Origin of the sequence: Qipengyuania pelagi, from assembly GCF_009827295.1 — a bacterium.
Taxonomy (GTDB): Bacteria; Pseudomonadota; Alphaproteobacteria; order Sphingomonadales; family Sphingomonadaceae; genus Qipengyuania; species Qipengyuania pelagi.
In genome coordinates this window covers 1,984,279-2,010,605 of sequence record NZ_WTYD01000001.1, presented here as the reverse complement: position 1 = coordinate 2,010,605, position 26,327 = coordinate 1,984,279, and the positions used below count along the sequence as shown (strand labels likewise).

At 65.2% G+C, this 26,327-nt stretch carries 24 protein-coding genes; 15 read left to right on the top strand and 9 right to left on the bottom strand.

Annotation, left to right across the window (positions count from 1 at the left end; translation table 11 throughout):
• Positions 1-55 precede the first annotated feature (55 nt).
• The 5 genes from GRI47_RS09830 to GRI47_RS14810 all read left to right on the top strand — a co-directional run bounded on the left by GRI47_RS09830 (position 56) and on the right by GRI47_RS14810 (position 4,154).
• A complete protein-coding gene (locus GRI47_RS09830; protein ID WP_160661058.1) occupies positions 56-1,270 on the top strand; it encodes an outer membrane beta-barrel protein in 1,215 nt (404 codons plus the stop codon).
• A 41-nt stretch (positions 1,271-1,311) separates the two neighbouring features.
• Complete coding sequence (locus GRI47_RS09825) at positions 1,312-1,497, top strand: hypothetical protein (RefSeq protein ID WP_160661057.1); 186 nt, start codon at positions 1,312-1,314, stop codon at positions 1,495-1,497.
• Between the two features lie 121 nt (positions 1,498-1,618).
• Entirely contained in the window at positions 1,619-2,299 is a 681-nt protein-coding gene (locus GRI47_RS09820) for a sugar transferase (RefSeq protein ID WP_237452666.1), read from the top strand.
• Between the two features lie 488 nt (positions 2,300-2,787).
• Positions 2,788-3,963 carry a glycosyltransferase family 87 protein gene (locus tag GRI47_RS09815; RefSeq protein WP_160661056.1) on the top strand — a complete coding sequence of 392 codons (1,176 nt, stop codon included), beginning with the start codon at positions 2,788-2,790 and terminating at the stop codon, positions 3,961-3,963.
• A gap of 41 nt (positions 3,964-4,004) precedes the next feature.
• A complete protein-coding gene (locus GRI47_RS14810; RefSeq protein WP_202387228.1) occupies positions 4,005-4,154 on the top strand; it encodes a hypothetical protein in 150 nt (49 codons plus the stop codon).
• 100 nt (positions 4,155-4,254) lie between these two features.
• Here the strand turns inward: GRI47_RS14810 and GRI47_RS09810 are convergent, their stop codons facing one another.
• On the bottom strand, positions 4,255-5,772 hold the full coding sequence (locus GRI47_RS09810; protein WP_237452665.1) for an alanine/glycine:cation symporter family protein: 1,518 nt from the start codon (positions 5,770-5,772) through the stop codon (positions 4,255-4,257).
• Positions 5,773-6,106: 334 nt separating this feature from the next.
• Between GRI47_RS09810 and secE the strand changes: the two genes are divergently transcribed.
• From secE to rplA, 4 genes are all read left to right on the top strand, one after another.
• Positions 6,107-6,337, top strand: coding sequence for a preprotein translocase subunit SecE (gene secE / locus GRI47_RS09805; protein WP_160661054.1), 231 nt, complete (start codon positions 6,107-6,109; stop codon positions 6,335-6,337).
• A gap of 65 nt (positions 6,338-6,402) precedes the next feature.
• On the top strand, positions 6,403-6,939 hold the full coding sequence (gene nusG, locus GRI47_RS09800; protein WP_160661053.1) for a transcription termination/antitermination protein NusG: 537 nt from the start codon (positions 6,403-6,405) through the stop codon (positions 6,937-6,939).
• A gap of 190 nt (positions 6,940-7,129) precedes the next feature.
• Complete coding sequence (gene rplK / locus GRI47_RS09795) at positions 7,130-7,561, top strand: 50S ribosomal protein L11 (protein WP_160661052.1); 432 nt, start codon at positions 7,130-7,132, stop codon at positions 7,559-7,561.
• Between the two features lie 2 nt (positions 7,562-7,563).
• Positions 7,564-8,256: a 50S ribosomal protein L1 gene (gene rplA, locus GRI47_RS09790; RefSeq protein ID WP_160661051.1), complete on the top strand. Its 693-nt coding sequence runs from the start codon at positions 7,564-7,566 to the stop codon at positions 8,254-8,256.
• A gap of 109 nt (positions 8,257-8,365) precedes the next feature.
• Here rplA and GRI47_RS09785 read toward each other — a convergent pair whose 3' ends face one another.
• The 3 genes from GRI47_RS09785 to GRI47_RS09775 all read right to left on the bottom strand — a co-directional run bounded on the left by GRI47_RS09785 (position 8,366) and on the right by GRI47_RS09775 (position 11,139).
• Complete coding sequence (locus GRI47_RS09785) at positions 8,366-9,292, bottom strand: GNAT family N-acetyltransferase (RefSeq protein WP_160661050.1); 927 nt, start codon at positions 9,290-9,292, stop codon at positions 8,366-8,368.
• A 19-nt stretch (positions 9,293-9,311) separates the two neighbouring features.
• Positions 9,312-10,286 carry a polysaccharide deacetylase family protein gene (locus GRI47_RS09780; RefSeq protein ID WP_160661049.1) on the bottom strand — a complete coding sequence of 325 codons (975 nt, stop codon included), beginning with the start codon at positions 10,284-10,286 and terminating at the stop codon, positions 9,312-9,314.
• A gap of 79 nt (positions 10,287-10,365) precedes the next feature.
• Entirely contained in the window at positions 10,366-11,139 is a 774-nt protein-coding gene (locus tag GRI47_RS09775) for a competence/damage-inducible protein A (RefSeq protein WP_160661048.1), read from the bottom strand.
• Positions 11,140-11,296: 157 nt separating this feature from the next.
• On the opposite strand from GRI47_RS09775, the gene GRI47_RS09770 reads away from it, so the two are divergent.
• A complete protein-coding gene (locus GRI47_RS09770) occupies positions 11,297-11,437 on the top strand; it encodes a hypothetical protein (protein WP_160661047.1) in 141 nt (46 codons plus the stop codon).
• A gap of 25 nt (positions 11,438-11,462) precedes the next feature.
• On the opposite strand, the gene GRI47_RS09765 is transcribed toward GRI47_RS09770, so the two are convergent.
• Complete coding sequence (locus GRI47_RS09765) at positions 11,463-12,995, bottom strand: flavin-containing monooxygenase (protein ID WP_160661046.1); 1,533 nt, start codon at positions 12,993-12,995, stop codon at positions 11,463-11,465.
• 183 nt (positions 12,996-13,178) lie between these two features.
• On the opposite strand from GRI47_RS09765, the gene paoA reads away from it, so the two are divergent.
• The 5 genes from paoA to GRI47_RS09740 are packed head-to-tail and all read left to right on the top strand — an operon-like array spanning position 13,179 to position 18,517.
• Positions 13,179-13,814: an aldehyde dehydrogenase iron-sulfur subunit PaoA gene (gene paoA, locus GRI47_RS09760; RefSeq protein ID WP_160661045.1), complete on the top strand. Its 636-nt coding sequence runs from the start codon at positions 13,179-13,181 to the stop codon at positions 13,812-13,814.
• A gap of 4 nt (positions 13,815-13,818) precedes the next feature.
• Positions 13,819-14,769 carry an FAD binding domain-containing protein gene (locus GRI47_RS09755; protein WP_160661044.1) on the top strand — a complete coding sequence of 317 codons (951 nt, stop codon included), beginning with the start codon at positions 13,819-13,821 and terminating at the stop codon, positions 14,767-14,769.
• A gap of 4 nt (positions 14,770-14,773) precedes the next feature.
• Positions 14,774-16,969: an aldehyde oxidoreductase molybdenum-binding subunit PaoC gene (paoC, locus tag GRI47_RS09750; RefSeq protein WP_160661043.1), complete on the top strand. Its 2,196-nt coding sequence runs from the start codon at positions 14,774-14,776 to the stop codon at positions 16,967-16,969.
• Positions 16,970-16,974: 5 nt separating this feature from the next.
• Positions 16,975-17,928, top strand: coding sequence for an XdhC family protein (locus tag GRI47_RS09745; RefSeq protein ID WP_160661042.1), 954 nt, complete (start codon positions 16,975-16,977; stop codon positions 17,926-17,928).
• Positions 17,918-18,517 (top strand): NTP transferase domain-containing protein, encoded by a 600-nt coding sequence (locus GRI47_RS09740; protein WP_160661041.1) that lies wholly within the window; start codon positions 17,918-17,920, stop codon positions 18,515-18,517. The genes GRI47_RS09745 and GRI47_RS09740 overlap by 11 nt, the downstream gene beginning before the upstream one ends.
• Here GRI47_RS09740 and GRI47_RS09735 read toward each other — a convergent pair.
• Genes GRI47_RS09735 through GRI47_RS09720 form a run of 4 tightly spaced genes read right to left on the bottom strand, consistent with a single transcriptional unit; the run spans position 18,514 to position 26,291 of the window.
• Entirely contained in the window at positions 18,514-20,934 is a 2,421-nt protein-coding gene (locus GRI47_RS09735; protein ID WP_237452664.1) for a glycoside hydrolase family 3 protein, read from the bottom strand. The two genes, GRI47_RS09740 and GRI47_RS09735, sit on opposite strands and share 4 nt — an antisense overlap.
• 28 nt (positions 20,935-20,962) lie before the next feature.
• Positions 20,963-22,033 (bottom strand): LacI family DNA-binding transcriptional regulator, encoded by a 1,071-nt coding sequence (locus tag GRI47_RS09730; protein ID WP_160661040.1) that lies wholly within the window; start codon positions 22,031-22,033, stop codon positions 20,963-20,965.
• A 3-nt stretch (positions 22,034-22,036) separates the two neighbouring features.
• Positions 22,037-23,065 carry a glycoside hydrolase family 16 protein gene (locus GRI47_RS09725; RefSeq protein ID WP_237452663.1) on the bottom strand — a complete coding sequence of 343 codons (1,029 nt, stop codon included), beginning with the start codon at positions 23,063-23,065 and terminating at the stop codon, positions 22,037-22,039.
• Between the two features lie 31 nt (positions 23,066-23,096).
• Positions 23,097-26,291, bottom strand: coding sequence for a TonB-dependent receptor (locus tag GRI47_RS09720; protein WP_160661039.1), 3,195 nt, complete (start codon positions 26,289-26,291; stop codon positions 23,097-23,099).
• Positions 26,292-26,327: the final 36 nt, after the last annotated feature.

Genomic DNA, 26,327 nt, shown 5'->3' with positions numbered 1-26,327 from the left:
TCGCGCATTTCACCGCAGGCGGGCGCTTTGGGGAGCGGGCGTCTGCCTGTCCTGTGTGGCAGCCGGCGCGAGCGCGCAGGACTTCGATCCCCGGACGCGGATAGAGGACCGGGCGCGGCCCGAATTCGCCAGCCCGCCGATCACGATCGGGGCGTTCGAACTGGTGCCGCAGGTCGAAGCGGGAGTCGAATATGTCGACAATCTCTTCGCGTCCGATCTTCTCGATGTCGATGACGTGATCATCTCGGTGAAGCCCAGCGTTTCGGTCACCGATCGTCGCCCGGACCGCGAAATCCGGCTGAATCTCGCCACCGGATACCAGACCTTCCTCGACGGCAATGCCGACGATCGGTTCCAGCTTCTCGCGAGCACGCGCCTGCGGTTCGGCCTCGGCACGTCGACCCGGCCGTTTGCCGGGGCCGAGGTCAGGCTGAACGATTCCAGCCAGTCGCAGGTGACCGTGGGGGGCAATATCAACCAACCGCTGCGCGCCTTTACCTATGGCGCGAATGCGGGCGTGGCGCAGGACATCGGGTCCTTCACGCTCGAAGGCGAGGGGCGGATCGCGCGCAACCAGTATGACGGCGAATACATCTTCCGCGATCAGGTCTTCGATGTCGGTTTTCGCGACAACATGCTCTATCAAGGGCGCGGACGGGTGAGCTATTCTACCCGACCGGATCAGCGCCTCTATGTCGAGGGGCGGTATGGCCGTTTCGAGTATGACGGGACGCTGCCCGCTGCCGCGCTGACGCTTCCGGAGGTGTTTGCGGCGGACCGTTCGGGCGACAATCTCGCGGTGGTCGGGGGAATTCAGTTCCAGGCGACCGAATTGCTGTCCTTCGATGGGAATGTCGGGTTCAGCCGCCTGACTTATGACGATCCGTCGCAACCAGCGATCGAAGCCGTCTCGTTCGAAGCGAACGCCTATTACAGCCCCACGCGCCTGACCCGGTTCCAGCTTCAGGCGAGGCGGTCGGTCGACGAAACCATAAACCCGCTTTTCAGCAACCTCCTCAGCACCGGTGTGGCCTTGCGGGGCGAACACGAATTGCGGCGCAATCTGATCCTGCGCAGCGATCTCGAATATGTGGAATTTTCCGCCGGTGACCTCGGTAATATCGGTGACGAGTTTCGTGCAGTGATCGGCGCCATCTATTACGTGTCGCCGCGCGTTTCCCTGAATTTCCGTGGCGAGACGTTCCGGCGTCAGGGCCTTTCGGAAGGTAATCAGAAGCGCGCGATGGTGTCGGCCGCCTATACTTTCTGACCGGCAACACATTCTTCACCCGATCAAGCCTATAAAACGGCATGATCGACACCGGCCTCATCGCGTCCGATCGCGCCTCGATGCGCGGTTCGCCCCATCACCCCGAAATCGCGCGCGGGATGTACGATCGCGCGATCCTGCGGGACGGGACCTATGCCTTCGGGAAGCTCGGCCTGCCGACCATTCTCGGCCTTTGTGCGTGGAGCCTGATCCTGTCCTATCTTTAAGCAGCCGCGGGAGGTTGTCCCGATATGACGCACCGTAGGGTGCGCCGACAAAGACAGTTTACAAAGCCCTAACGCCGCCCTATGCGTATGCTGCACCGCACCATAGAAATAGGGGGCTGGTATGGAAATGACCGCAATCAAGCGCGAATATCGGGCTCCGCAGCTTGGTGCACCGCAAAAATTCGTCATTGCGCATCCCCGCCAGAAGCGCGTCGTCGACATGGCGGGCGCGCTTGTCCTGCTGGTGCTGTTCGCCCCCGTCATGCTGGTGGTGGCACTCGCGGTCTACATCGGCGATCCTGGGCCGGTCTTCTTCCGCCAGAAGCGTATCGGCTTCGACGGTCGCCTGTTCGATTGCTACAAGTTCCGCACCATGGCGACCGATGCCGAAGCGCGACTCGACGCGCTTCTCGCGAGCGATCCGGCGGCGCGTGCCGAATGGGACAAGGATCACAAGCTGCGCGACGACCCGCGCGTGACCGGGGTCGGAAGGTTCCTGCGCAAGAGCAGCCTCGACGAGCTTCCCCAACTCTGGAGCGTCCTCAAGGGCGATATGAGCCTGGTCGGGCCGCGCCCGATCGTGGAAAAGGAAGCGGCGCGCTACGGCCGTTATCTCCAGCATTACTGCGCCGTGCGCCCAGGCCTGACCGGCCTGTGGCAGATCAGTGGCCGCAACGATGTCAGCTATCGCCGCCGCGTTGCCTATGACGTGCTCTATGTCCGCACGTCGGGTGTGTATGACAATCTGCGCATCCTCGTCCTGACCGTCCCTTCGGTGCTGGCAAGTCGCGGCAGTTACTGATCGGACTGGATCGGTTTGGCGGTGATAAGGGCCTCTTCCAGTTGGGAAAGCCATCGCCGCCCTGAAATCGCCGACCCGAGAGGGCCGACACCGGCGCGCCGAGACCGGTCGTGCCGATAATCGATAGGCTGCCGATATCCCCCCAATGATCGGGCCGGATAGCGAATCGGTTTCGAGGAGCGCTCGAAGGGCTGCAACGCTCACCGCCATTCCAGGCTTTCGCAGGGAAAACACCCGCCTGCCTTCGCTCCAAGCTGCGACCGTCGGAGCGCGAAGCCCGATAGGAACAGCAGGGCTGGGATAGCGACGCCGTAACCGTCCTCCTCGTAAAGGCGCCGATCGGGGCGAGCGATCCGCGCAACAGCCTGCGACAGCGGAGGAATTGCCCCATGGATACGCATCGCGGGCGTCGCCACCCGTGCAGTCTTGTGCGAGTCCGGCGATCCTGGCCATTGGGGATGCCGCATCTTTTCGGCTAGAGGGCGTCCATGGGGCACGCTTTCCTCTCGTTTCTGCGCGACGCAGACTGGCTGACGGCGCGCCGGGTCAGGGCCTATGCCGCGATGCTGGGCCTCGCCTCGCTGGGCGTGCTGGCAATCGGTTTTTTCGAAGCGACCGGTGGGATCGGCAGCGATTTCCTCGCTTTCTGGGGGGCAGGGCAGGTGGCGGCGGGGGGCGATCCCGCTCTCGCATATGATCTGGCCGTGCAGGAACAGGTGCAGACGGGGGCGGGGAGCCGGGGCTGGTTCGCCTTCGTCAATCCGCCACCCTTCCTGTTCCTCGCTCTCCCGTTCGGCCTGCTACCCTATCCGCTCGCCTGGATCGCGTGGGTCGCAATTGGGTATACCCTGTTCGCCTGGGCGGGCATCCGGGCCTTCCCGCGCCTCTGGCCCGTCGTCCTGGCCTATCCCGGCGCCCTGATCGCAGCGACCCATGCGCAGACCGGCCTCTTCACCGGCGCGCTGCTGATCGCTGCGGTGACCGTGCTGGACAGATATCCGGCGCGGGCGGGCGCGATGGTGGGGGCGCTGATGGTCAAGCCGCATCTCGCTATCCTGTGGCCGTTCTGGCTCGCGGCAGGGCGGCGCTGGCGCGCCTTTGTCGCGGCGGCGCTCACCGTGCTCGTACTCGCGCTGCTCAGCTGGGCCGCGTTCGGCACGGCGACCTGGCTGGGCTATGGCGAGAGCTGGGATGCAAGCGCCAGCCTGATGCGGCGCGATGCGGCGGAATTCTACCTGCGCATGGTCAGCCTCTACGCGCAGGCGCGGCTCTATCTTGCGCATCCTATCGCGATCGCCCTGGCCGTTCTTCTGACGCTGGTGACGATCTGGCTAGCCGTGACATCGTGGCGGCGCTTCGCAGGCGATCTTCGGGCGAGCGCCGCGCTGATGCTGGCGGCGAGCGCGATCGCGACGCCCTATCTCTTTTCCTACGACCTGCCCTTCCTGCTGTTTCCCACGCTGTTTCTGGTCGAACGGGGATTGCAGCAGGGGTTTCGCCCGTTCGAGAAGCTTGCGCTCGTCGCCCTGTACCTCGCGCCCTACGGCCTGCGCGCCATGGCGCTGCCGCTGGGCCTCAATTTCATGCCGTTGGCCTCGATCGTCTTGGTCTGGCTGGTCTGGAGCCGGGGCGGGCGGGAACCGGATCGCGGCTCTGAAGGTTGAACTCTTCGGACGGAGGGCAGAACTTCAAGGGGAAATCCACCATGTCGAGTTTGTCCTTCCGCAGCAGCCGCCCCGATGGCTGGACCGTTCCGAAGACGGCGCATGATGCCGGATTGCGCCGCCAGGTGTATGGACGGATCCTGCCGATGGAGGAGCCCGGTTTCTGGGCTCGCCTGTTCGGACGCGGCTGAGGCGATTTAAACAGGAAAAAGGGGCCGGACGCGCGCTGCTTCCGGCCCCTTTTTCGTTTCGGGTCGGGCTTCTCGCCCGATTATTCAGGCAGGCCGGCGATCAGTATTCCTCCGGCTCTTCCGGCGTATCGGCATGATGGTCCTTGCCCGCCGTGCGATCGCCGCGCGCGAGTTTGAACACCACGCCGGACAGCAGCGCCAGCGCGAGCAGGTTGGGCAGCGCCATCGCGGCGTTCGAGATGTCGCCGAGGCGCCAGACCTCTTCCGAAGGGCGGCTCGCCCCGATGAAGATCACCACGCACCACAGCACCCGCCAGATGATGTGCAGCGCCTTTTCTCCGCGACGATTGGATCCCGGCACCCGGTCATACAGGAAGGTAATCGCGCGTTCCCCGTAATAGCTCCAGGTGAGCAGGGTGGTGAACACGAACAGGATCAGCGCAACGCTGGCGATCAGCGTGCCGATGGGGATCGACGCGATGTCGAGCGGAAAGGCCGCCGCGAAGGCGCCGCTGGTCATCGCGAAACCGGTGAGGTCGGATTGCCAGGCGTGAATGACAGGCTGGCCGGCTCCGGTGAAGTCGCCCTCGACGGTCAGGATCACCAGCGCGGTCATCGTGCAGATCACGATCGTGTCGATGAAGGTGCCCAGCATCGCCATGCGGCCCTGCACTTCGGGATCGTCGGTCTGCGCCACGGCGTGGGCAATCGGGGTGGAACCCTGGCCCGCCTCGTTCGAGAAGAGGCCGCGCGCCACACCCGCCCGGATCGCGATGATCAGCGCCGCGCCGACGAAGCCGCCGCTTGCTGCCTGCGGGTTGAAGGCGCCGTTGAAGATCAGGGCAAAGGTTTCGGGCAGGTCCTGCACGTCGAGGATCAGCGCGATCAGCGCCATCACGATATAGGTCGCCGCCATGAACGGAACGACCTTTTCCGCGACATTGCCGATGGACTTGATGCCGCCGAGGATCACGATCAGGACGAGCAGCGCGGTGATGAGGCCGCCGAGCCATTCCTCGATACCGAACAGTTCATTCATCCCGTCGGCCATCGCATTGGCCTGGATCGAGTTGCCGGTGACGAGCGCGGAGAATAGTGTGCCGAGGCAGAACACCACTGCCAGCCACGTCCATTTCGGGCCGAGGCCCATCATGATGTAGCTCATCGGACCGCCGCGATAGACTCCGTCCGAGGTCTTTTCGCGATAGCGGATGGCGAGCGAGCCTTCCGCGAAGGCGAGCGCCATCCCGATCAGCGCGGTGATCCACATCCAGAAGATCGCGCCTGGCCCACCCAGCGCCAGCGCGGTGGCGACGCCTGCCAGATTGCCGGTTCCGACCTGGCCCGAAAGGGCGGTCGACAGGGCGGCAAAGGGGCTGATTTCGCCCGATCCTTCGCCCTTGCGGCCCTTGAACAGGCCGGCAAAGGCGCTGCCCAGTTTGAGCAGCGGGTAGAACCGCAGACCGACCATGATCCACATACCGATGCCGAACAGGACGATCACCATGGGCGGGAAGGGCAGAACCTCTTCTCCGTTCCATAAGCCGGCCCAGATGAAGTCCGAAATATTGGTTACCCGGTCGAGAAACGTGACCGGTGCGATGTCGGTTGTAGTCAAGGCCGATGCCCCCTCATTCATGCGGATTTTCCGTCCCTAGGCGGACTGCCTATCGCGCGGGCGCCGCCAAGGCCAGCCCCAAGCGGGCAAGCTGTCCCCCATCGTCTGGTCGCCACCGCTCTCGGGCCGGCCGCAATCGAACGGTCGGCATGAGCGCTGGTCCCGCCTCTCGCATGGGTCTGCGTGCCCTTGCCTTTCCTCGCGTCTGCGCCTATCAGCGGGGCGTCTTCCGACATCGGCGGTATCATCCAGCCCCTCCCGATCTTGAATCGGGGCGGCGATGACCCCATCCCGGAAGCCACGACAATTCGATTCGAAAGCGAGTGAGTTCCCGATGGCCGATAACGCTCCCAAGGCTGCGTCCAAACCCGCGACCAAGACGTCGCCTGCGGAATTCGTCAATCAGGTCCGCGCCGAAACGCGCAAGGTCGTCTGGCCGACGCGCGAGGAGACGGTCCGCACCGCGATCTTCGTCTTCATCATGATGGTGATCCTCTCGCTGTTCTTCCTGGGCGTGGATTCGGCCTTCGGCGCGGTCGTGCGCTGGCTGCTCACGCTCGCCTGAGGCCGCAACCGAGGCCGCGTCTTTGGCCACCGACACAGATATTTTGACAGGGTAATTCGACGATCATGGCACGCTGGTACATCATCCACGCCTATTCCGGTTTCGAGAACAAGGTGCGCGATTCCATCATCGCCGAGGCCGAGCGGCTGGGCCTGTCCGAAGGGGTCGAGGAGGTCGAGGTGCCGACCGAGACCGTGACCGAGGTGAAGCGCGGCAAGAAGGTCCAGGTCGAACGCAAGTTCATGCCCGGCTACGTCCTCGCCAAGCTCAACATGACCGACGACGTCTATCACCTCGTCAAGAACACGCCCAAGGTGACCGGATTCCTCGGCACCAACAACAAGCCGCAGGCGATCAGCGAGAAAGAGGCCGCGCGCTATTTCGGCGGGGTCGAGGAAGCCAAGGCCGCGCCGAAGAAGCAGGTCGAGGTCGATTACGAGATCGGCGATTCGGTCAAGGTGCTGGACGGCCCCTTCGCGACCTTCAACGGGCTGGTCGAGGAACTCGATTTCGACAAGCAGAAGGTCAAGGTCTCGGTCTCGATCTTCGGGCGCGCCACCCCGGTCGAACTCGAATTCGAACAGGTCGAGCTGACCAAGTAAGCCGCTGCCTTTACATCTGATCTGAAAATCTTGCGTTTTGCGGAGTTTCCGCTAAACGCGCGCCCTTCCGGGCCTGCGGGTGTCGGATACCATCGCGGGAGAACGGCCTGAGATCGGGCCGTTCGTTCGACCGCTTACCATGAGCCGCCTTCGCCTATGCGGGCGGCGACAGTGAGAAAGGAGGCCCATCGTGGCCAAGAAGATCGAAGGTTACATCAACCTTCAGGTGCCTGCGGGCGCTGCCAACCCCTCCCCGCCGATCGGCCCTGCGCTGGGTCAGCGCGGCGTGAACATCATGGAATTCTGCAAGGCGTTCAACGCCGCCACGCAGGACCTTGAGAAGAACATGCCGATCCCGACCAAGATCACGGTCTATGCGGATCGCAGCTTCACCTTCATCACGAAGACGCCGCCGGCGAGCTTCCTGCTGAAGAAGGCCGCCAACCTCAAGTCGGGTTCGAAGGAGCCGGGCAAGGTTTCGGCCGGAACCATCAAGGCGAGCGCTGTGCGCGAAATCGCCGAAACCAAGATGGCGGACCTCAACGCCAACGACATCGATCAGGCGATGAAGATCATCGCCGGCAGCGCCCGTTCCATGGGCCTCGAAGTGGTGGAGGGCTGATCATGGCCAAGCAGACCAAGCGCCAGCAGACGCTCGCCAAGCTCGACAGCGAGAAGCTCTACACCGTCGATGAAGCGCTCGCCACTTTGCGCGAGCACAAGTCGAAGTTCGACGAGACGGTCGAAGTTGCGATGAATCTCGGCGTCGATCCGCGCCACGCCGACCAGATGGTCCGCGGCATGGTGTCGCTGCCCTCGGGCACCGGCAAGGACGTCCGCGTCGCCGTGTTCGCGCGTGGCGACAATGTCGACAAGGCGACTGCCGCCGGAGCCGACAAGGTCGGTGCCGAAGATCTCATGGAAGACATGCAGAACGGCAATCTCGACTATGACCGCGTGATCGCAACGCCCGACATGATGGGTGTCGTGGGCCGTCTGGGTAAGGTTCTGGGCCCCAAGGGCCTGATGCCGAACCCCAAGCTCGGCACCGTGACGCCGAACGTGGAACAGGCCGTGAAGGACGCCAAGGGCGGCCAGGTCGAATTCCGCGTCGAAAAGCAGGGCATCATCCATTCGGGCATCGGCAAGCTGTCGTTCAAGGACGAGGACCTGAAGACCAACTTCAAGGCGCTCACCGACGCGATCGTCAAGGCGAAGCCCTCGGGCGCCAAGGGTAAGTATGTCCGCAAGGTCACGCTGACCAGCTCGATGGGTCCGGGCCTCAAGGTCGACCTCAGCGAAGTCGCCGGCGCCTGATCCCCCATCCGCTTTCGGGCGGGTCGAATTTAGAAAGGGGCTCCTGCCGATCCGGCGGGGGCCCCTTTCCTGTGAGCCGCATAGCCATTACCGCGATGCGGGGGCGCGATCAGCGACCGATGGCGCGCCGCACTTTCTTGTCGACGCCCAGCCGCGCAAGCATCGCCTTCGCCTGAGCGATGCTGCGATCGAACAGGGTCTGCGCCGACAGCACGAATGCGTTGCGCCATTGCGGCTCAAGAAGAACGAAGGTGCAGCAGCTCAGGCTGTCGGTTCCGAACAGCTTCTTGTGCGGCCCGTCGCCCTCGGTGAAATCGAAATGGGTGAAGCGCTCCTCGGCGAACAGGCTTTCGAGAGCTGCCATTTGCAGAACCGTGCCGGGCGAGAGACCCGCATGAGCGGGATCGTAGCCGAGATAGGCGTAGATCAGCGTCGTCCCGTCGACCGGTAGATAGAGATAGGCGACCGGCTCTCCCTTCAGGAACAGCAGGAAGGCACGGACCTCGTCGCGCGTCGCTGCGTCCAGTATCGCGCGCCGGGATCGCGCATCGTCGGGCAGGGCGGCATCGAGCAGGCGCGCCTGATAGGTCCGGCGTACCAGGGGGCCTGCGAGGTCGAGAAAATGGGACATGGCCGCCTCGCCGCGATAGGCCCGCAGGTCCAGCCTGCCGCCATCGGCCTTTTCGAACCGCCTCCGCTTGCGCCGCAGGGTAGAGCGGGTCTTGCCCGAAAATCGCGCGAGATACGCGTCGAACCCGCCCTCCATCGCGATGAAATGGCGCTGGTAATACTGCACCGCGCCGAAGCGATGCCGGGGGAATTGCGCCCGCCAATAGGCTATGTCGGAAGGAGGGGCGGAGAGGATGCGCAGCCCGTCCTCGGTTTGCGCGCTAGTGATCTCGGCCGCAGGTCGCGGACGCTGGCCTTGCGTCAGATGGTCGAGTGAATAGGCGATATCTGTCAGATACCGATCGAAGCGGAGCAGGCTCCGCGAACCGATCGTAAAGGCGATTGGGACCGGATCGGAACGCTCCATCAAATCGCCCCAATCGGTCTCAGGCGCCGTAAAGCGCGTTCGATACCGCCTGTTCGGCATAGCGCATACCGGTCGAGAAGGGACCCGAAACGGGCGGCTCCGGCATGGCCTTGCGATCGAAGAGGCGGCTTGGCGGATCGTCGCGATAGGTCGCCGTCCGCACGCCGCGCAGGGCCTTGAGAGTGCGGCACAATCCCTCGAAGCGGTTGCGCACGATACGGTTGACCGAGAGGCGGCGTCGATTGACGAGTTCGAAACTGTGCGAGACGAAGGTGAAGTTCGGCAGGTCCGTCTCGCGCGCATGGACGATCGCGGTGGTCATTTCGCGTAGGGACAGCGCCGTGATCTGCGCATGGCGGAGCTTGCCGGTCGCGTCGCGGATGCAGCCGGTGGGCACTTCGATCACGCCTTCCATCAGAACCGGCTGCGTCGTCTGTTCGCATAGCGGGATGTCGCAATGGCCATCGGGAATGGCGGGGGTGAAGCTCGTATCGTAGGCGATATCGAGTTCGTCGAGGGCGCGCAGCGTGTCGCGATTGGCGCCGTAATTCCCGGCCCGGAACGCGCAGGGATTCGGGGCGCCCGCCGCCATCAGCGTGTCGCGCGCCCATTCCAGGATGCGGCATTGCTCCTCGAACGGGAAATCCTTGATGTTGCGGCCTGCAAGGCTCGAAAACGGGCTGTCGGGCCCGGCATGGGCGAGCCATTCGGTATGGCAGTGCAATTGGACGTCCTGCCCCGCCTCGAGAATGGGAGCGACCACATCCTCGATCGCGGCAGTGCCCCAGACAAGGGCGGGCATCGGATCAACGAAGAAGACCCCGCGCTGCCCGTATCGCTTCAGCAGCGCGAGCTTGTGCGGCAGGCCGAGCGGACCGGCTGGCGTGATACCGGCGATGGAGCGCGCGAAGTTCTCCGCCCGGTCGACCGGACAAGGCCGATGCGCGAGCGACGAGGAATACTCCGTGTCCACCGTGATATAGACGTCAGTCATGCCACCCCTGCCTAAAGAAAGAGGGTTGCGATTTATTTTACGCCCGCTTCTCTGACGGGCGCTGGAACCGGCGGCGCGGTCAGATGCCGCCCGGCGTGAAATCGTATCCCGCCGCGCTCAACGCATCGCAAAGCGCGTGGACGCAGGCCGCCAGTTCCGCCTCATCGGTCGAGCGGACAACGAAATTCGCACCCACGCGGCCTTCGCGGAAGAAGGGATAGCTGCCGATCTGGCAGTTTTCATGCGCCTTTTCAATTTCGCGCAAGATGTCGGCGACCTCGCTCTCCGCGGTCCAGCAGCCGATCGTCTCCGCCTTCAGGGGCGCGCCACCCTCCAGCGTGCCGGTCAGCGCGTCGAGCATTCCCGCCGTAATGTGGGGGACGCCCGCCATCAGGTGGATATTGCCGCGTTTGATCCCCGGCGCGCCCGACATGCGATTGGGAATGAGATCCGATCCTTCGGGAACGCGTGCCATGCGCAGGCGCGCTTCGGTCAGTCCGCCGGGCTTGTCGGCGTAATAGCGTTCGAGGATCGCGCGCGCTTCGGGATGGACGATGACGGGGACGCCCAGCGCCTCGGCCACGGCGTCCACCGTGATGTCGTCATGGGTGGGGCCGATCCCGCCAGTGGTGAAGAGGTAATCGTAGGTTTCGCGCAAGGCGTTCACCGCTTCGACGATCCGTTCCATAACATCGGCGACCACGCGCACTTCGGAAAGGCGAATGCCCTGCACCTGCAACCAGCTGGCGACCTGGGCGATGTTCTTGTCGTGCGTGCGCCCGGAAAGGATTTCGTCCCCGATCACGAGGAGGCCGGCGGTGTAGATGCGGTCGGTTTGCGGGTCTGAGGTCATGTCCGTGGGCGTAACCGAGCGGGTTTCGCTTCGCCAGTCCCTTGCGACAGCGGCGCCGCTCCTTTTGGCCCCCGAAACGGCGGTGTAACCGCTTGCCAAGCAATCGCGGTTTGCTATCGGAACTTCTTTTATCGGTTGTGACTACGGAATTGACGACATGGTACAAGGCGGGTCCAAGGAAGCGGCTCGGCGGCAGCGCGCGCGTCGCGAAAACCGCATCCGCAAGCTCGGCAAGCTTGCAGTGGCGGTGGGCGGTATCATCGTGGCCGGTTTCGCCGGTTTCCTGCTTATCGAGTGACTCTTGGCGCCCGACCTGGCCTGCGTCACGCAGGTTCGAGGTGGGCCGTTTCCTTTTCTGAAGCGCTCCCACTAGGCCGCCGCAGCTCCAATATCCCGTCCGCGATCGGGTCGTTCGCCATGCGCTTGCGATCGGTGACGTATTCCTGGTTGAGGCGCCACGGATAGGCGACCGCGTTGCGGGGCATGAGATGCTTCGAGCGCTGGATATAGCCGCTGGAGAAATCGAAGATATCGTCCTCCTCCAGATCGTGGTCGGCGGCGAGGACCGGCTCGGCGATCGTCGCGCCGCTCTGGCGCATGTGTTCGAGCACGCGGCAGATGAAGTCGGCATTGATGTCCGACCGCAACGTCCAGCTGGCATTGAGATAGCCGAAAACGACCGCCAGATTCGGCAGGTTCGAGAACATGCAGCCCTTGTAATAGAACCGCTCGGCCAGATCGACCGGCGTGCCGTCCTGGCTGATCGCGATCTTGCCCGCGACCGCGAGCTTGAGGCCGGTCGCGGTGACGACAATGTCGGCGGGCAGGTGCGAACCGTCCGTCAGGCGGACGCCGCCCTTCTCGAAGGCCGCGATATGGCCGGTGACGATTTCGGCCCGCCCCTGTTTCATCGCTTTGAACAGATCGTCGTCGGGGATCAGGCAAAGCCGCTGGTCCCACGGATCGTAGGGCGGGGTGAAGCTGGCGCGGTCGTAATCCGGCCCCAGCGCCTTCTCGATCCGCTTGTGGAGGAATTGCTTCATCTTTTCCGGCTTGGTGCGCGCGCGCTTGAAGCCGAGATGCTGGAGCGTGATGTTCTTCCAGCGGGTGATGCGATAGGCGAGCTTTTCGGGCAGGACCTTGCGCAGGATATTCGCGATCCGGTCCTTGGCGGGGCGGCTGAACATCCAGGTCGGCGTGCGTTGCAGCATGGTGACCTTGGCGGCGCGGGAGGCGCCCTTCGCCATCGAGGGGACCAATGTCACCGCCGTCGCGCCCGACCCGATCACCACCACCTGCTTGCCCGCGTAATCGAGATCGTCGGGCCAGAACTGGGGATGCACGACGCGCCCTTCGAAGGCGCCGAGATCGAAGCCCGGATCGTAGGGTTCGTCGTAATCGTAATAGCCCGATCCGAGATAGAGCCAGTTCGCGGTCAGATGCTTGCGCCCGCCCCCTCCTGACTCGCCGTCTCCCGTTTCGACCGAAACGTGCCAGCAGGCATCCGCCTCGCGCCAGTCGGCGGCGATGACGGTGTGGCCGGTGCGGATGTGCTGGCGGATGCCGCGTTCGTCCACGATGCGGTTGAGATAGTCGAGAATGGACGGCCCGTCGGCGATCGATTTCTCGTGCCGCCACGGTTCGAAATCGAAGCCGAGCGTATGCATATCGCTGTCCGAGCGGATACCGGGATAGCGGAACAGGTCCCAGGTCCCGCCCAGATTGGCGCGGCGTTCGAGAATGGCGTAACTGTGATGCGGCGCCTTTTCCTCCATGTGGGCGGCCATGCCGATGCCGGAAATCCCCGCCCCCACGATCAGGACATCGAAATCGGTCTGCGCTGTCGGGCCTGCCATGTCGTTCTCCCCCATTCTCCCCCCCAATTCTCAAAGACGGTTTACAGCCTTGCGGACGGCCTTGCTACCCCGTTGCCATCTGCAACCGATCATGATGCCCGGAAAGCTGCGCCGTTGCGCTCACCTGCTCGCTGCGCCAGAGAGAGGGAGAGAAGTCCCGGAAAAGATTGAGGCGAGGCGCAAATGGCGGACAATAATTTCATGAAGGTGTCGCGCCGCGGCGTGCTGGCGGGCGGGGTCGCCTCGGCGGCGGTCGGGCAGGCGTCGATCCTGCGGGCGCAGGAGTCCTCGACCGCCGCAGCGGCGAAACAGGCCAAGGTGCCCGTCAGGCTGACGGTCAACGGGACCCCGCAGGAACTCGAGCTCGACCCTCGCACCACGCTGCTCGACACCTTGCGCGAACATCTCAAGCTCACCGGGAGCAAGAAGGGCTGCGATCACGGCCAGTGCGGCGCCTGCACGGTCATGGTCAACGGCACGCGGATCAATTCCTGCCTCAGCCTCGCGGTCCAGCATCAGGGCGACGAGGTTACGACGATCGAAGGTCTCGGCAGCCCCGAGGATCTTCACCCCATGCAGGCCGCCTTCGTCGAACATGATGGGTATCAGTGCGGCTATTGCACGCCGGGCCAGATCTGTTCCGCCGTCGCGGTGCTGGAAGAGATCAGGAACGGGATTCCGAGCCATGTGACCGAGGACCTGACCGGCCGGATGCGCGCCACCGAGATGGAAATGCGCGAGCGGATGAGCGGCAATATCTGCCGCTGCGGCGCCTATTCGAACATCGCCGAGGCGATGGCCCAGGTCGCGAAAGGATAAGACGATGCGCAGTTTCACCTATGAACGCGCCGCCACCCCCGCCGAAGCGGCGCGGGCCGTGGCGACCACGCAGGGCGCGAAGTTCATCGCGGGCGGCACCAATCTGATCGACCTGATGAAGCTGGAGATCGAGACGCCGACGCATCTTGTCGACGTGCAGGATCTGGGGCTCGACCGGGTCGAGGAAACCGACGGGGGCGGCCTCAGGATCGGCACCTTCGTCTCGAACACCGCGCTGTCCGCCCACCCCCGTGTGCGCGAGGATTACGCGGTGCTGACCCGCGCGATCCAGGCGGGTGCTTCCGGCCAGCTCAGGAACAAGGCATCGACGGGCGGCAATCTGCTCCAGCGCACGCGTTGTGCCTATTTCTACGACACCAATATGCCGTGCAACAAACGGAAGCCCGGCGATGGCTGCGCCGCGATCGACGGTTTCTCGCGCCAATTGGGCGTGATCGGCACGTCAAACAGCTGCATCGCGACCTATCCGGGCGACATGGCGGTGGCGATGCGCGCGCTCGACGCGGTGGTGGAGACGGTGAAGCCCGATGGCACCGCCCGCGCGATCCCGGTGGCCGACTTCCATCGCCTGTGGGGTGATACGCCGCATATCGAAACCGCGCTCGAACCGGGCGAGATGATCACCCATGTGCGCCTGCCCGCACCGCTCGGCGGGCGGCATTTCTACCACAAGGTCCGCGACCGGCGCAGCTACGCCTATGCGCTGGTATCGGTCGCGGCGGTGATCCAGCCCGATGGGACGGGTAGAGTCGCCTTTGGCGGTGTCGCGCCCAAGCCCTGGCGCAGCGCGGCGGCGGACGCGCAATTGCCCAATGGGGCCACCGCCGTCGTTAAGACGGCCTTCGCCGATGCGCGCCCGACCGAACAGAACGCCTTCAAGATCCCGCTCGCGGAACGCACGCTGGCGGGCATTCTTGCCGAGATGAGGAGCTAAGCTCGTGGAATTCAACGCTCCCGCAGGTGAGAACCTGTTCGACCGCGCGAAGATCGTCGGCAAGTCGACGCCACGGATCGACGGCCCGCTCAAGGTTTCGGGCCGCGCGCCCTATGCCGCCGAACGGCACGATGTCGCCGCCAACCAGGCCTATGGCTGGATCGTCGGCGCTGGGATCGCCAAGGGCCGCATCCGCTCGATGGACCTCAGCGAGGCGCGCCGTGCCCCCGGTGTCCTCGCGATCGTCGCGGCGACGGAGCACGAGCCGGTCGGCAGCAGCGACTACAATTTCGCGCCTTTGTTCGGCGGGCGCGAAGTATCGCATTACCACCAGGCCATCGCGGTCGTCGTGGCCGAGACGTTCGAACAGGCGCGCGCCGCCGCCGGGTTGATCCGCACCAGCTATGCCAATGGCGAGGGCGCGTTCGACCTGAAGAAAGCCGCTCCCGGCGCGCCGCTGGCGAGCGATCGGCCTTCGGACAGCGCGAAGATCGGCGATTTCGACGCCGCCTTTGCCGCGGCGCCGGTCAAGCTGGACGAGCGCTACACCACGCCCGACGAGGCCCATGCGATGATGGAACCCTTCGCCACCATCGCGGCCTGGGATGGCCCCAAGCTGACCGTATGGACCTCCAATCAGATGATCGAATGGAGCCGCCAGGCTCTTGGCTCGATCCTGAAGATGGATGCCGACGATATCCGCGTCGATTCCCCCTATATTGGCGGCGGTTTCGGCGGGAAGCTGTTCGTGCGCTCGGATGCGGTGATGGCCGCGCTGGGGGCGAAGGCGGCGAAGCGCCCGGTCAAGATCGCGATGCAGCGGCCTCTGATGTTCAACAATGCGACCCACCGCCACGCCACCATGCAACGCCTGCGGATCGGGGCGGAGCGGGACGGACGCATCGTGGCGATCGGGCACGAGAACTGGTCGGGCAACATCACCGGGGAAGCGGGGGAGAATGCCACGCTCCAGACGCCGAAACTCTATAGCGGCGCCAACCGCCTGATCGCGAACCACATCGCGCAGCTCGACCTGCCCGAAGGCAACGCCATGCGTGCGCCGGGCGAATTGCCGGGGCATCTCGCGCTCGAAGTCGCGATGGACGAACTGGCCGAGAAGCTGGGCATGGACCCGGTCGAACTCAGGATCGTCAACGATGCGCAGGGCATGGTGCCGGGAGAGCCCGATACCAAGCTGTCCGACCGCAATCTGACCCGGTGCCTGCGCGAAGGGGCCGCAATGTTCGGCTGGTCGAAGCGGGAGGCGCGCCCCGGCCAGAGCCGCAAGGGTCGCTGGCTGACGGGGATGGGCGTGGCAGCGGGATACCGCGCGGCGCCGACGATGAAATCGGGCGCGCGGGTTCGCCTGACCGATCGCGGCCAGCTGGTGGTCGCAACCGACATGACCGATATCGGCACCGGCACCTACACCATTCTGGCCCAGACAGCGGCGGAGACCATGGGCCTGCCGCTCGATGCGGTGCGGGTCGAACTGGGCGATTCCGCCTTTCCCGTATCCGCAGGGTCGGGCGGCCAGTGGGGCGCGGCGAGTTCCACGGCGGGCGTCTATGCCGCCTGCGTCGCTTTGCGCCGGATGATCGGGGAAAAGCTCGGCTTCGATGCGGATGCGGCGACCTTCGATGGCGGGCGCGCGATGCTGGGCGGCGAAAGCTGGTCGATACGCGATGCCGGCGCGCTGACGGCGGAGGATTCGATGAGTTTCGGCGCGTTCAAGAAGGACTACGATGTCGGCACCTATGCAGGCCATTTCGCGGAAGTGAAGGTCGATGCCTATACCGGCGAAACCCACATCACCCGGATGCTGGCGGTGTGCGATGCCGGGCGTATCCTCAACCCGCTTTCGGCGCGCAGCCAGGTGATCGGCGGCATGGTGATGGCGGCGGGCGCGGCGCTGACCGAGGATCTCCATGTCGACAAGCGTTTCGGCTTCTTCGCCAATCACGACCTCGCCGGATACGAAGTGCCGGTCCATGCCGACATTCCGCATCAGGAATGCGTGTTCCTCGACACGCTCGATCCGGTCTCGACGCCTCTCAAGGCGAAGGGCGTCGGCGAACTCGGGATTTGCGGGCCGGGTGCGGCGGTGGCGAATGCGATCTACAACGCGACTGGCATTCGCGTGCGCGACTATCCGCTGACGCTCGACAAATATCTCGATCGCCTGCCCGCGATCGCCTGAGCGTGATGGACGAGCCGGACAAGGATGGGGCGGTCACCGGCCCCGGCTGGCTCGTGTCCGGGCTGGAGGACGACATCCGCCCGCATATGTTCGCCGCTGCCGAGCGGGGTGAGCCCTTCGCGCTGGCGACGATCGTCGCGGCGGATGGCGGGCCGCGGCCCGTGGGCGCGCAGATGGTGGTGACCGATAGCGAGAGCTGGGGTTTCCTGTCGGGCGGCTGCATCGAGGATGACGTGGCGCTCAACGCCCGGCAAGCCATTGCCGATGGAGCGGTGCGCCACCTCGTCTACGGCGAGGGCAGCCCGTTCGTCGATATCCGCCTGCCCTGCGGTGGCCGGATCGAAGTCATGATCGAGCGGGTCGGGGCGGGCGACAGGGCCGTCGCGGATTTGCAGCGTTTGACCGCGAAACGCGTGCCTGCCCTGTGGTCGAGCGATGGCGAGCAGCGAACCTGCCTGCCCGTCGAGCAGGCCAGTGCAATCGCTCCGATCCGCAAGCTCTACGAACCGGTCCAGCGCCTGATCGTGATCGGCTCCGATCCCTTTGCGCTCGCGATCGGTGGCATGGGGCAAACGCTCGGCTGGGATGTCACGCTGCTTAGCCCGTTCGGCCCCTCGGAAGCGGCTCCGTTCGGTCTGGACTGCGACCGCCGCGCGCTCGACGAGGCATGGGGCGACCTCGCCCTCGATCGCTGGAGTGCGGTCGCGGTGGCGACGCATGATCTCGATCTCGACGAGCGGGCGCTTGTCCCTGCCCTTAATTCGCAAGCGGGCTATGTCGGCGTGCTCGGCTCGCGGCGGAAATTGCCCGAGCGGATCGAACGCCTCGCAGCGGCGGGCCTGTCGCAGGCGCAGATCGACCGGCTGCGCGCACCCATCGGGCTCGCCATTCCGGCGCGCTCGCCATGGGAGGTGGCCGTGTCCGTCATCGCGGAAGTGATCGCGGCGCGTGACGACTGAGACGCTAGCGGGCTGCCATGCCCTCGTGCTGGCCGCAGGGGCGGGCACCCGCTTCGATGGGGCGAAATTGCTGGCGGCGTTTCGCGGCGAGGCCTTGGTGCGCCATGCGGTCCGCGCCATGCTCGCCAGCCGGGTCGAGCGCGTGACTGTCGTGGTCGGAGCGCGCGGCGTCGAGGTGGCCGCAGCGCTCGCCGATCTGGCGTCACCGCGTCTCGAAATCGTCGAGTGCCCGGACTGGCGGGAAGGCCTTTCGGCCTCGCTGCGATGCGGGATCGCGGCGCTTCCACCCGATTGCCGCGCCGTGGCGGTCGCTCTGGGCGATATGCCGCTGATCGATCCCGGCCTAGCCGACACCGCATTGGCCTACGTCCTGACCGGCGCTCCGGCGGTGCTGCCGCAATACAGGAATCGTCCCGCGCATCCGGTCGCGCTGTCGCCGCAAGTGTTCGACCGGCTGAAGCGCCTGTCGGGCGATCGCGGCGCGCGCGCGGCTTTGAAGCGGTTGCCGGGTATCGTGCATCTCGAAACCGACGATCCCGGATCGGCCCGCGATGTCGATACGCGGGCCGATCTGGCGCGGTTGGGCTAGAACGAGCAGGCGGTCCCTTCGGGAAGCGAAACCCGCTCCACGCTGGCGAGCGAGAAGGTCAGCGGCGCTTCGGTGCGGATCGTCAAAGAATCGCCTGCATCAGCGAGACAGGCGGGCGTCAGCAGCATTTCGCGCCAGCCCTTGCCCGCAGCCAGCGTCAGCCCGGTGGTGAGATCGGTCGTCGCCGTGCCGCTGGTGGCGCGCACCGGCCCGGACGGCGCGGCTTCCAGCGAATAGGAAAGGCGGAACGATCCGCTGCCCTCGCCGCGCAGGGCCAGCGACGATCCGGCGGCCATCGCGATGCGGCGGGCATCTTCCTGGCGATCCTTGTCGAGCCCGATCGCGGTCACCCCGCCGCCGGTTCCGCGCAGATTGGGCAGGTCGGTGCCCCCCGCCGTGGCGGTGATCCCATTGGCGAGGCGGCCATTGCCATACCATTCGGCCGCGGCGCCCCCGCCGAGGAAGGCGCAGGTCTCGTCGAGCTTGCCCATCGGCGCGGTGTCGGAAAGAGCGCGTCCGTAGCCGAAGGGGAAGAGCGCGCCCTGTGCCGAATTGAGCGGCGTGCCTTCGCAGGTCGCGGGCCAGCTGAAGGACAGCTTGCCCGTGGCGGGACGCGCGTCGAACAGGACATCGGCCACGCCCGCGCCCTCGCTGCCGGGCAGCCAGGAGGCGACGAAGGCGTCGGCGGCGTTCAGCTCGCGGTTCATCCATAGGGGGCGGCCCGAGAGAAACACCGCGACTGTCGGCACGCCTTCGCTCTCGAATTTGCGCAGCAGGTCCAGCCCTTCGTCATCGGGGAAGACCAGCGTCTTCCGGTCGCCCGCGAATTCGGCATAGGGTTCCTCGCCGAACACCACCACGGCGACGTCGGGCCTGACGGTGTAGCTGCCATCTTCCGAGAGCGTCGCGCTGCCGCCGGATGCGCGGGCGGCCTGTTCGATCCCGGCGAAGATCGAGGTCGCGCTGGGGAACATGTCGTTGTCGAGCTCGCGTCCGCCCTGCCAGGTCAGCGTCCAGCCGCCCGATGCCTGCGCGATGCTGTCCGCCGCCTGTCCCGCGACGAGGATGTTCGTGCCCGCGGCAAAGGGCAGCACGCCGTCATTCTTCAACAGAACCTGCGATTTCGCCACCGCCTCGCGCGCGATGGCGCGGTGTTCGGGCGAGCCGAGCTTGGTCAGGTCGCCCGCATTGGCACGCTCGGAGGGCTTCTGGGCATTCGGGGCCAGCAGCCCTGCCGCCTGCTTGACGCGCAGCACGCGCGTCACCGCCTCGTCCACCCGCGCCATCGGGATCGTCCCGTCGCGCACCTGAGACAACAGCGAGCTGTGCAGCGCCACCGCATCGTCGGGCACCATATAGATGTCGAGGCCCGCCATCAGCGATTGCGGACAATTGCTGACCGTGCAGCCCGCGACCTGGCCGTGGCCGTTCCAGTCGCCGACAACGAGGCCATCGAAGCCCATCTCGCCGCGCAGCACGCCGGTCAGAAGCGCCTCGTTGCCGTGCATCTTCTTCCCGTTGATCGAGTTGAAGCTGGCCATGATCGTCTCGACCCCGGCGGCGATGGCTGCCGGGTAAGGGACCGCGTGGATGCTCTTCAGCGCGTCGATGTCGCCATTGACGTCACCCTGGTCGACGCCCTGATCGGTGCCGCCATCGCCGAAGAAATGCTTGGCGGTGGCGATCACGCGCCCTTCACCGAGGAAATCGTCAGCACCCTTGCGGCCCTGCAAGCCTTCGACCAGCGCCGCGCCCATGGTGGCGACGAGGCGAGGGTCTTCGGAATAGCTTTCATAGGTGCGCCCCCAGCGATCGTCCTGCGCGACCGCGACGGTCGGGGAGAAGTTCCAGTCGATCCCGGTCACCTCGATCTCGACCGCGGTGGCGTGGCCGATGCGGCGTACAAGGTCCGCGTCGCGCGTCGCGCCGAGGCCGATATTGTGCGGGAAGATGGTCGCTCCGATGACGTTGGTGTGACCGTGGACGGCATCGGTGCCCCAGATCGTCGGGATCGCGGGCTCGCCATTGGGGAGGGGGGCGGTCGACGCGTTCCACATTTCGTCGGCGAGGCGCAGCCACTCGCCAGCGGGGGCGAATTCCTCGCCATAGGGGCCGCCATTCCCGCCGTTCAGATAGCTGCCCCAGCGATACTGGCGCATCTCCTCAGGCGTGACGGTGTTGATCTGCGGCTGGATGAGCTGGGCGATCTTGTGTTCCAGCGTCATGCGCGAAACGAGGTCCGCGATCTGCGCTTCGCCAGTCAGCCGGGCGGTCGCCACGGGAGCGACGGGCGCTTCGCTCGCGGCGGGGATGGTGGCGCAGCCTGCCAGCGTTGCCGCCCCCGGCATCGCCAATGCTGCTGCCAAGGCCAATTTCCCCGAACCTGCAAGACCGGTGAGCCTGTTGCGTTTCGCCATTTTCGTATCTCCCAAGATCGTAATCGTTTCAGGCGCGCTTGACGCCTGTCAGATGCGGCGCCGGTGCTGTCGAACCGCGTTCGACCACACTGCCTTCGACATCGATCACCGCGTCCGGTGCCGCATCGCGGCGCGCGCGGATGATCAGTTCGACGGCGCGCGAAATCGTTTCGGCGATCGGCTGGTCCACTGCCGTCAGGGGCGGATCGGTGAAGCGCACGATCGGCGTGTTGTCGAAGCTGATGACGGACAGGTCGCGCGGAACCGAAAGACCCAGTTCGCGCGCCACGTCCAGCGTCGCCAGGGCCATCTGGTCGCTGCTGGCGACGATGGCGGTGGGGGGATCATCCTGCGTCAGCAGAGCGCGGGCCGCTTCGTTTCCGCTTTCGAAGCCGAAATCGCCGGCGGCGCACAGGCCCTCATGCGGCAGGCCCGCTTCGCCGAGCGCCTGGCGCCATCCTTCGATCCTCCAACCGCTGAGGCTGTAGGCGTCGGGCCCGGCGATCATGCCGATCCGCTTATGGCCGAGCTCGATCAGGCGGCGCGTCGCGTCGAGGGCGTTTTTCGTGTCGCCCATGGTCAGGGCGAAGCCGGGACCGGGCGCGATCGATCCGATGCGCGCGAACGGGATACCGCGATCCGCCAGCAGCCCGGTGATGAGCGCGTTTTCGGAGTGCGGCGGAGTCAGCACCACGCCATCGGGCTGCAAGGCCATGAGCGCGGCGCTCAATTCCCGTTCGACATGATCGCTGTGGGTGTCGATCAGTTCGACAATCATGCGATAGCCATGCTCCGCGCAGGTCAGCATCCCGCCGAGCAGCATCTGGTCGACCCAGTCGGTCCCGCGCCGCTCGCGCCAGTCCGCAATCGTGCGTTCGCGATCGTTGAGCGCCATGATCAGATAGCTGCGCGAACCGCTCATCCGCTGCGCGGCGATGGAGGGCGTGTAGCCGAGCTTGTCGATCGACGCCTGGACCCGTTCCTTCATCGCCGGGCGCACGTTCGGCTCGTCATTGATGACGCGGCTGACCGTCTGGAGCGAAACGCCGGCATCGGCAGCGACATGCTTGATCGTTACGGATTGTCGGCGTCGCGCCATCTATTATCGAACCTTGTTGCAGGCGTTCGCGCTCGATCCGGCATCGGGGCATTGCCACACGCGAACCCAATCGACTTCCATCTGCTTGGGATAGCCGGTCTCGTCGACACCCTTCAAGCCGCGCTCTTCGGATAGCTTGCCGCCCACCGCGAGGTTTAAAAGCAGATGGAAGCGCCGGTCGAAAGGCGCATCGGGCGCGTCGGAGCCGCTCGACCACCATGCGTCGCTGGTCTGGCTGGCATAGACCTGCCCGTCATAGGTCCAGTCGATCCGGCCCGGCGCCCAGACGATCCCGAAGGTGTGAAACCCGTCGAGGACGCTGGCTGCGTGGGTTTCGGTGCTGGCGAGCGCGTTGTCCGGCCACTGACCGCCGAAATGCAGCGTGCCGAGGATCGTGTCCTCGCGCCCACCGGGACAGTCGGAGCACGCAACGCCGAGATTGACCGCTTCGAGAATGTCGATCTCGCCCGATGCCGCCCAGGTCCCGTAATCCTGATCTTCGGGCAGCATCCAGATCGCGGGCCAGGTTCCCTGACCCTGTGGCAGCTTGGCGCGCACCTCGATCCGGCCATAGGTCCACGCCGCCTTGCCGCGGGTGACCATCCGCGCCGAGGTGAAGGGCTTGGTCGCCCGCGCCTTCGGATCGCGATCCCCGTTGCGCATATGCGGGGGCCAGGCGGGGCCGGAATAGTCTTCCTTGCGCGCGGTGATGATCAGCCGCCCGTCCGCGACGCGGGCGTTTTCGGGCCGATCGGTGTAGCATTGCCGCTCGTCATTGCCGCCGCCCCAGCAATCGACGTCGAAATCCCATTTCGCGCTGTCGATCCGGGTTCCGTCGAATTCGTCCGACCAGACCAGTTGCCACCCGTCCTCGCGCCCCGGCATCCGCGCGGTGCCGGGGGCGGGAAGAGCGACCTTAGCGATCGAGATCCTTTCCCGTTCGATCGTGTCGATCGGTTCGGCGAGTGTGCTGCACCCGCTCGCGCCGATCAGGGCCGCTCCCAGAAGAGCGGCGCGCCAAGCAGACATCATCTCAGGTCTCCCGATCGTCCGGCGGCTCCGATCAGAAATCGAAGCGCGCCAGGAAGGTGAAGCGGCGATCGTTGCGGAAGGCGGACCGCGTGATGCGGTTGCCGTCGAAGTCGATCTGGGTGCTCGTCCGCGTGACCTCATCGAGCAGGTTCACGCCCTGCACGCCCAGCTTGATCTGCGGAGTCAGCGTGTAGAAGATCGACGCGTCGAGCTGCCCGGTCGCCTCGCCATAGACCGGCGAGAACGGGAAGATCACGTCGCGTGGGGTCTGCAGGAAGTCCGAGCGCCAGTTATAGGCAGCGCGGACCGACAGCGCGTCATCCTCGTAGAACACTGTCGCATTGACCGTATGCTTCGACACGCCCGGCTGCGGCAGGTCGCCGAAGACATCGCCCGAGCTGCTGAAGTCCTTCGAATCGATATAGGTGTAGGTCAACTGCGTCCCGAGATTGCCGAGCGGGCCGGGCAGGAATTCGAACACGTCCTGATAGGCGAGTTCGACACCCTGGAGCTTGGCCGAACCGAAATTGATCGGTCCGTTGACCTCGACATCGGTCGAGACACCGCTGGGCGAGGTGAAGTTCCGCACCGTCGGGCCGTTCCCGAACAGATTGTCGAAATCCTTGTAGAAGAAGGCCGCCGTGATCGAGCCGACATCGTCGAAGTAATATTCGATGCTGAGGTCGTAATTCCACGCCGTGATCGGGCCGAGCAGGCGGTTGCCGGTCTCGATCTGGAACAGCGGCCCCGTTTCCAGCGCGCCAGCCAGTTCCAGCGCGCGGGTGTTATCTCCGATCGCGCCCCCGGTGCGGAATGCCGCGAGGTCGGGACGCGAAATCGCCTTGGAGATCGCGGCGCGGGCCAGCAGGCCACCACCGAAATCGAGCTTGATGTTACCGGCAGGCAGCCAGTTGTCGAATTCGATATTGGCGTTGTCGCGGATCGTTTCCCCGGTGAAGACCGAGGCGAACTCGGCCTTGCGGGCAGGGGAGAGCTTGCAATAGCTCGGCGTGTCCTGGCCCTGCTGGACGTTGCCGCACGCTGCGTTGATCTCGCCCACGGTCACGCGGTTATCGCCGTTCGTGTCGAAGAAGTTGCCGAACGGGAAGTTGATTTCGCCCTGCGTGCGGACCGTGGTCTGAACGTAACGGGCACCGATATTGCCGGTCAGTTCCCAACCATTGCCGAACACCGTGCCGAAATCGAGACGCGCGTAATAGGCATCGGTCGATTCCTCGACGTCGGAAATCTCGCCGGGCAGGAACACCGTGCCGTCGACAAGGCCGGTGCGGTTGTAGATCGGGCCCCAGGCGTTCGGCGTCAGCGTGAAAGCAGTGATCGCGTTCGCGCGCGCTTCGGCGGTGCCGTTGAGATATTCGTTAACGAGATTGTCGCCGCCGAAGAAGAAGGCCGAACCATCGCCCAGCGGAGTGGGCGCGTTGCCGCGCTGGAAATTGTTGCCGAACGGATTGCGGACCTGCGAGCTTTCGGGGAAATCGAAAGCATAGGCGCCGCCGCAGCCGAAGCGCTGGAAATCGCCGCAGTTCCAATTGCCGCCACGACCCGTCCAGGGCGCGCCGAGATTGCCCCAGTTGGAGAAGTTGGCGCTGCGCGTCACGCGGTTGCGATCGGCGAAGCGCGCACCGAAACGAGCCGTCTTGAAGAAGCCTTCGTCGCTGATGTCGTATTCGGCATCGGCGCGCATGCTGGTGAGGTCGCCTTCGTTGCGGACCTGGTTGTCGAGCAGGAACCAGTAGAAGGTGGCCGCCGGATCGGTGAAGTATCCGGTCGAATCGCCCATCGTGCCCGGCTCGAAGAACTGGACCTGCGGCGTCTCGCCCGAATTGTCGATGAAGAGATCGGTATAGGTCTGCATCGCGGCGATGAAGCCGTTTTCGTTCCGATCCGACTTGATGTGCTGCAATTCGATGTTGAAGCGCAGGCGATCGCTCGGCTCCAGCTGGACGTCGATCGAGTAATCCTCGGTCTTGGCGTCGTCTTCGCGCTGGAAGCGCAGCAGCTCGGTCGGGATGCCGAATCCGCCATTGAAGGGCTGGGTCTGCGTCAGCGATCCGCTCTGGAAGATGCCGTCCCTAAAGGTCGGCGTGGTGCCGGGAACGGGGACCGGGAACAGCGCATCGTCGTTGACGAGCGCCAGCGCCGCGAATTCGTTCAGCGTACCTTCGGTTTCGGCGCGCAGATATTCGAGCGTGACGAGCGCACGGCCGTCATTGCTTTCCCACTGGGCGACGCCGGAATAGGCGTTGCGGTCGCGCGTCAGGTCCGTGGTGCGGACGCCCGCGCCCTTGGGCACGACGACCGAGCCGGGCGGCGGGAAGTTCGATGCGTTGAAGTTCGGATCGCCGAAATAGCCGCCCGACCCGACATTGACGACGCGCAGGCACGGCCCGTCGAGCGTGTCGGCACGATAGCAGGGATCGGTCAGCTGCGAGGCATCGGTGCGCGTGACCAGTTCCTGCTGCGCATAGCCGAACTGGAGGCCGAACGTGCCGACATTGGTTTCGAAGGTGTTGGAGATCAGGCCGGAGAAGCCGGGCGACCATTCCTCGGCGAGATCGCCGTAATTGACCTCGACCGTGCCGGCGAGGTTGAGGCCCGGATTGTCGAGCGGCTTGCGCGTGACGAGATTGACGAGGCCCGAGATATTGCCCTCGATCATGTCGGCGCTGACGTTCTTGTAGATCTCGACGCGGCCGAGCAGTTCGGGCGACACGTCGTTGAACGACAGGGTGCGGCCGCCATTGGCGGAGAAGATGTCGCGCCCGTTCAGGGTCGAAAGGACGTAGGGCAGGCCGCGAATGATGACGTTGGAGCCTTCGACCGAGAAACGGTCGGGATCGTCACGCTGTTCGAAGCGCGAGATGTTGACGCCCGGGACGCGCTGCAAGGCTTCGGCCACCGAACGGTCGGCCAAGGCGCCGATATCCTCGGCAGTGATCACGTCGACCACGGTGTCGGCGTTTTCCTTGAAATCCTGCGCCGATTCGAGCGACTGGCGATAGCCGCTGACGATGATCAGGTTTTCGGGATCGAGACCTTCGGGAATGCCCGCCTCGTTCTCGCGCGTCTCTTCCTCATTCGGGTCGGCAACCTGCGCATTGGCCGGCGATGCGGTCAGCGCGCCGATGGCCAGGCCCGAAGCGGTGGTGAGAGCGATCAGGCGCCGTGAAAGCGTGGCTTCGGCCTGAGTTGCGTTGCGCAGCATATATCCTCCTCCGATGATCGGGCATCCCGGTGCCAG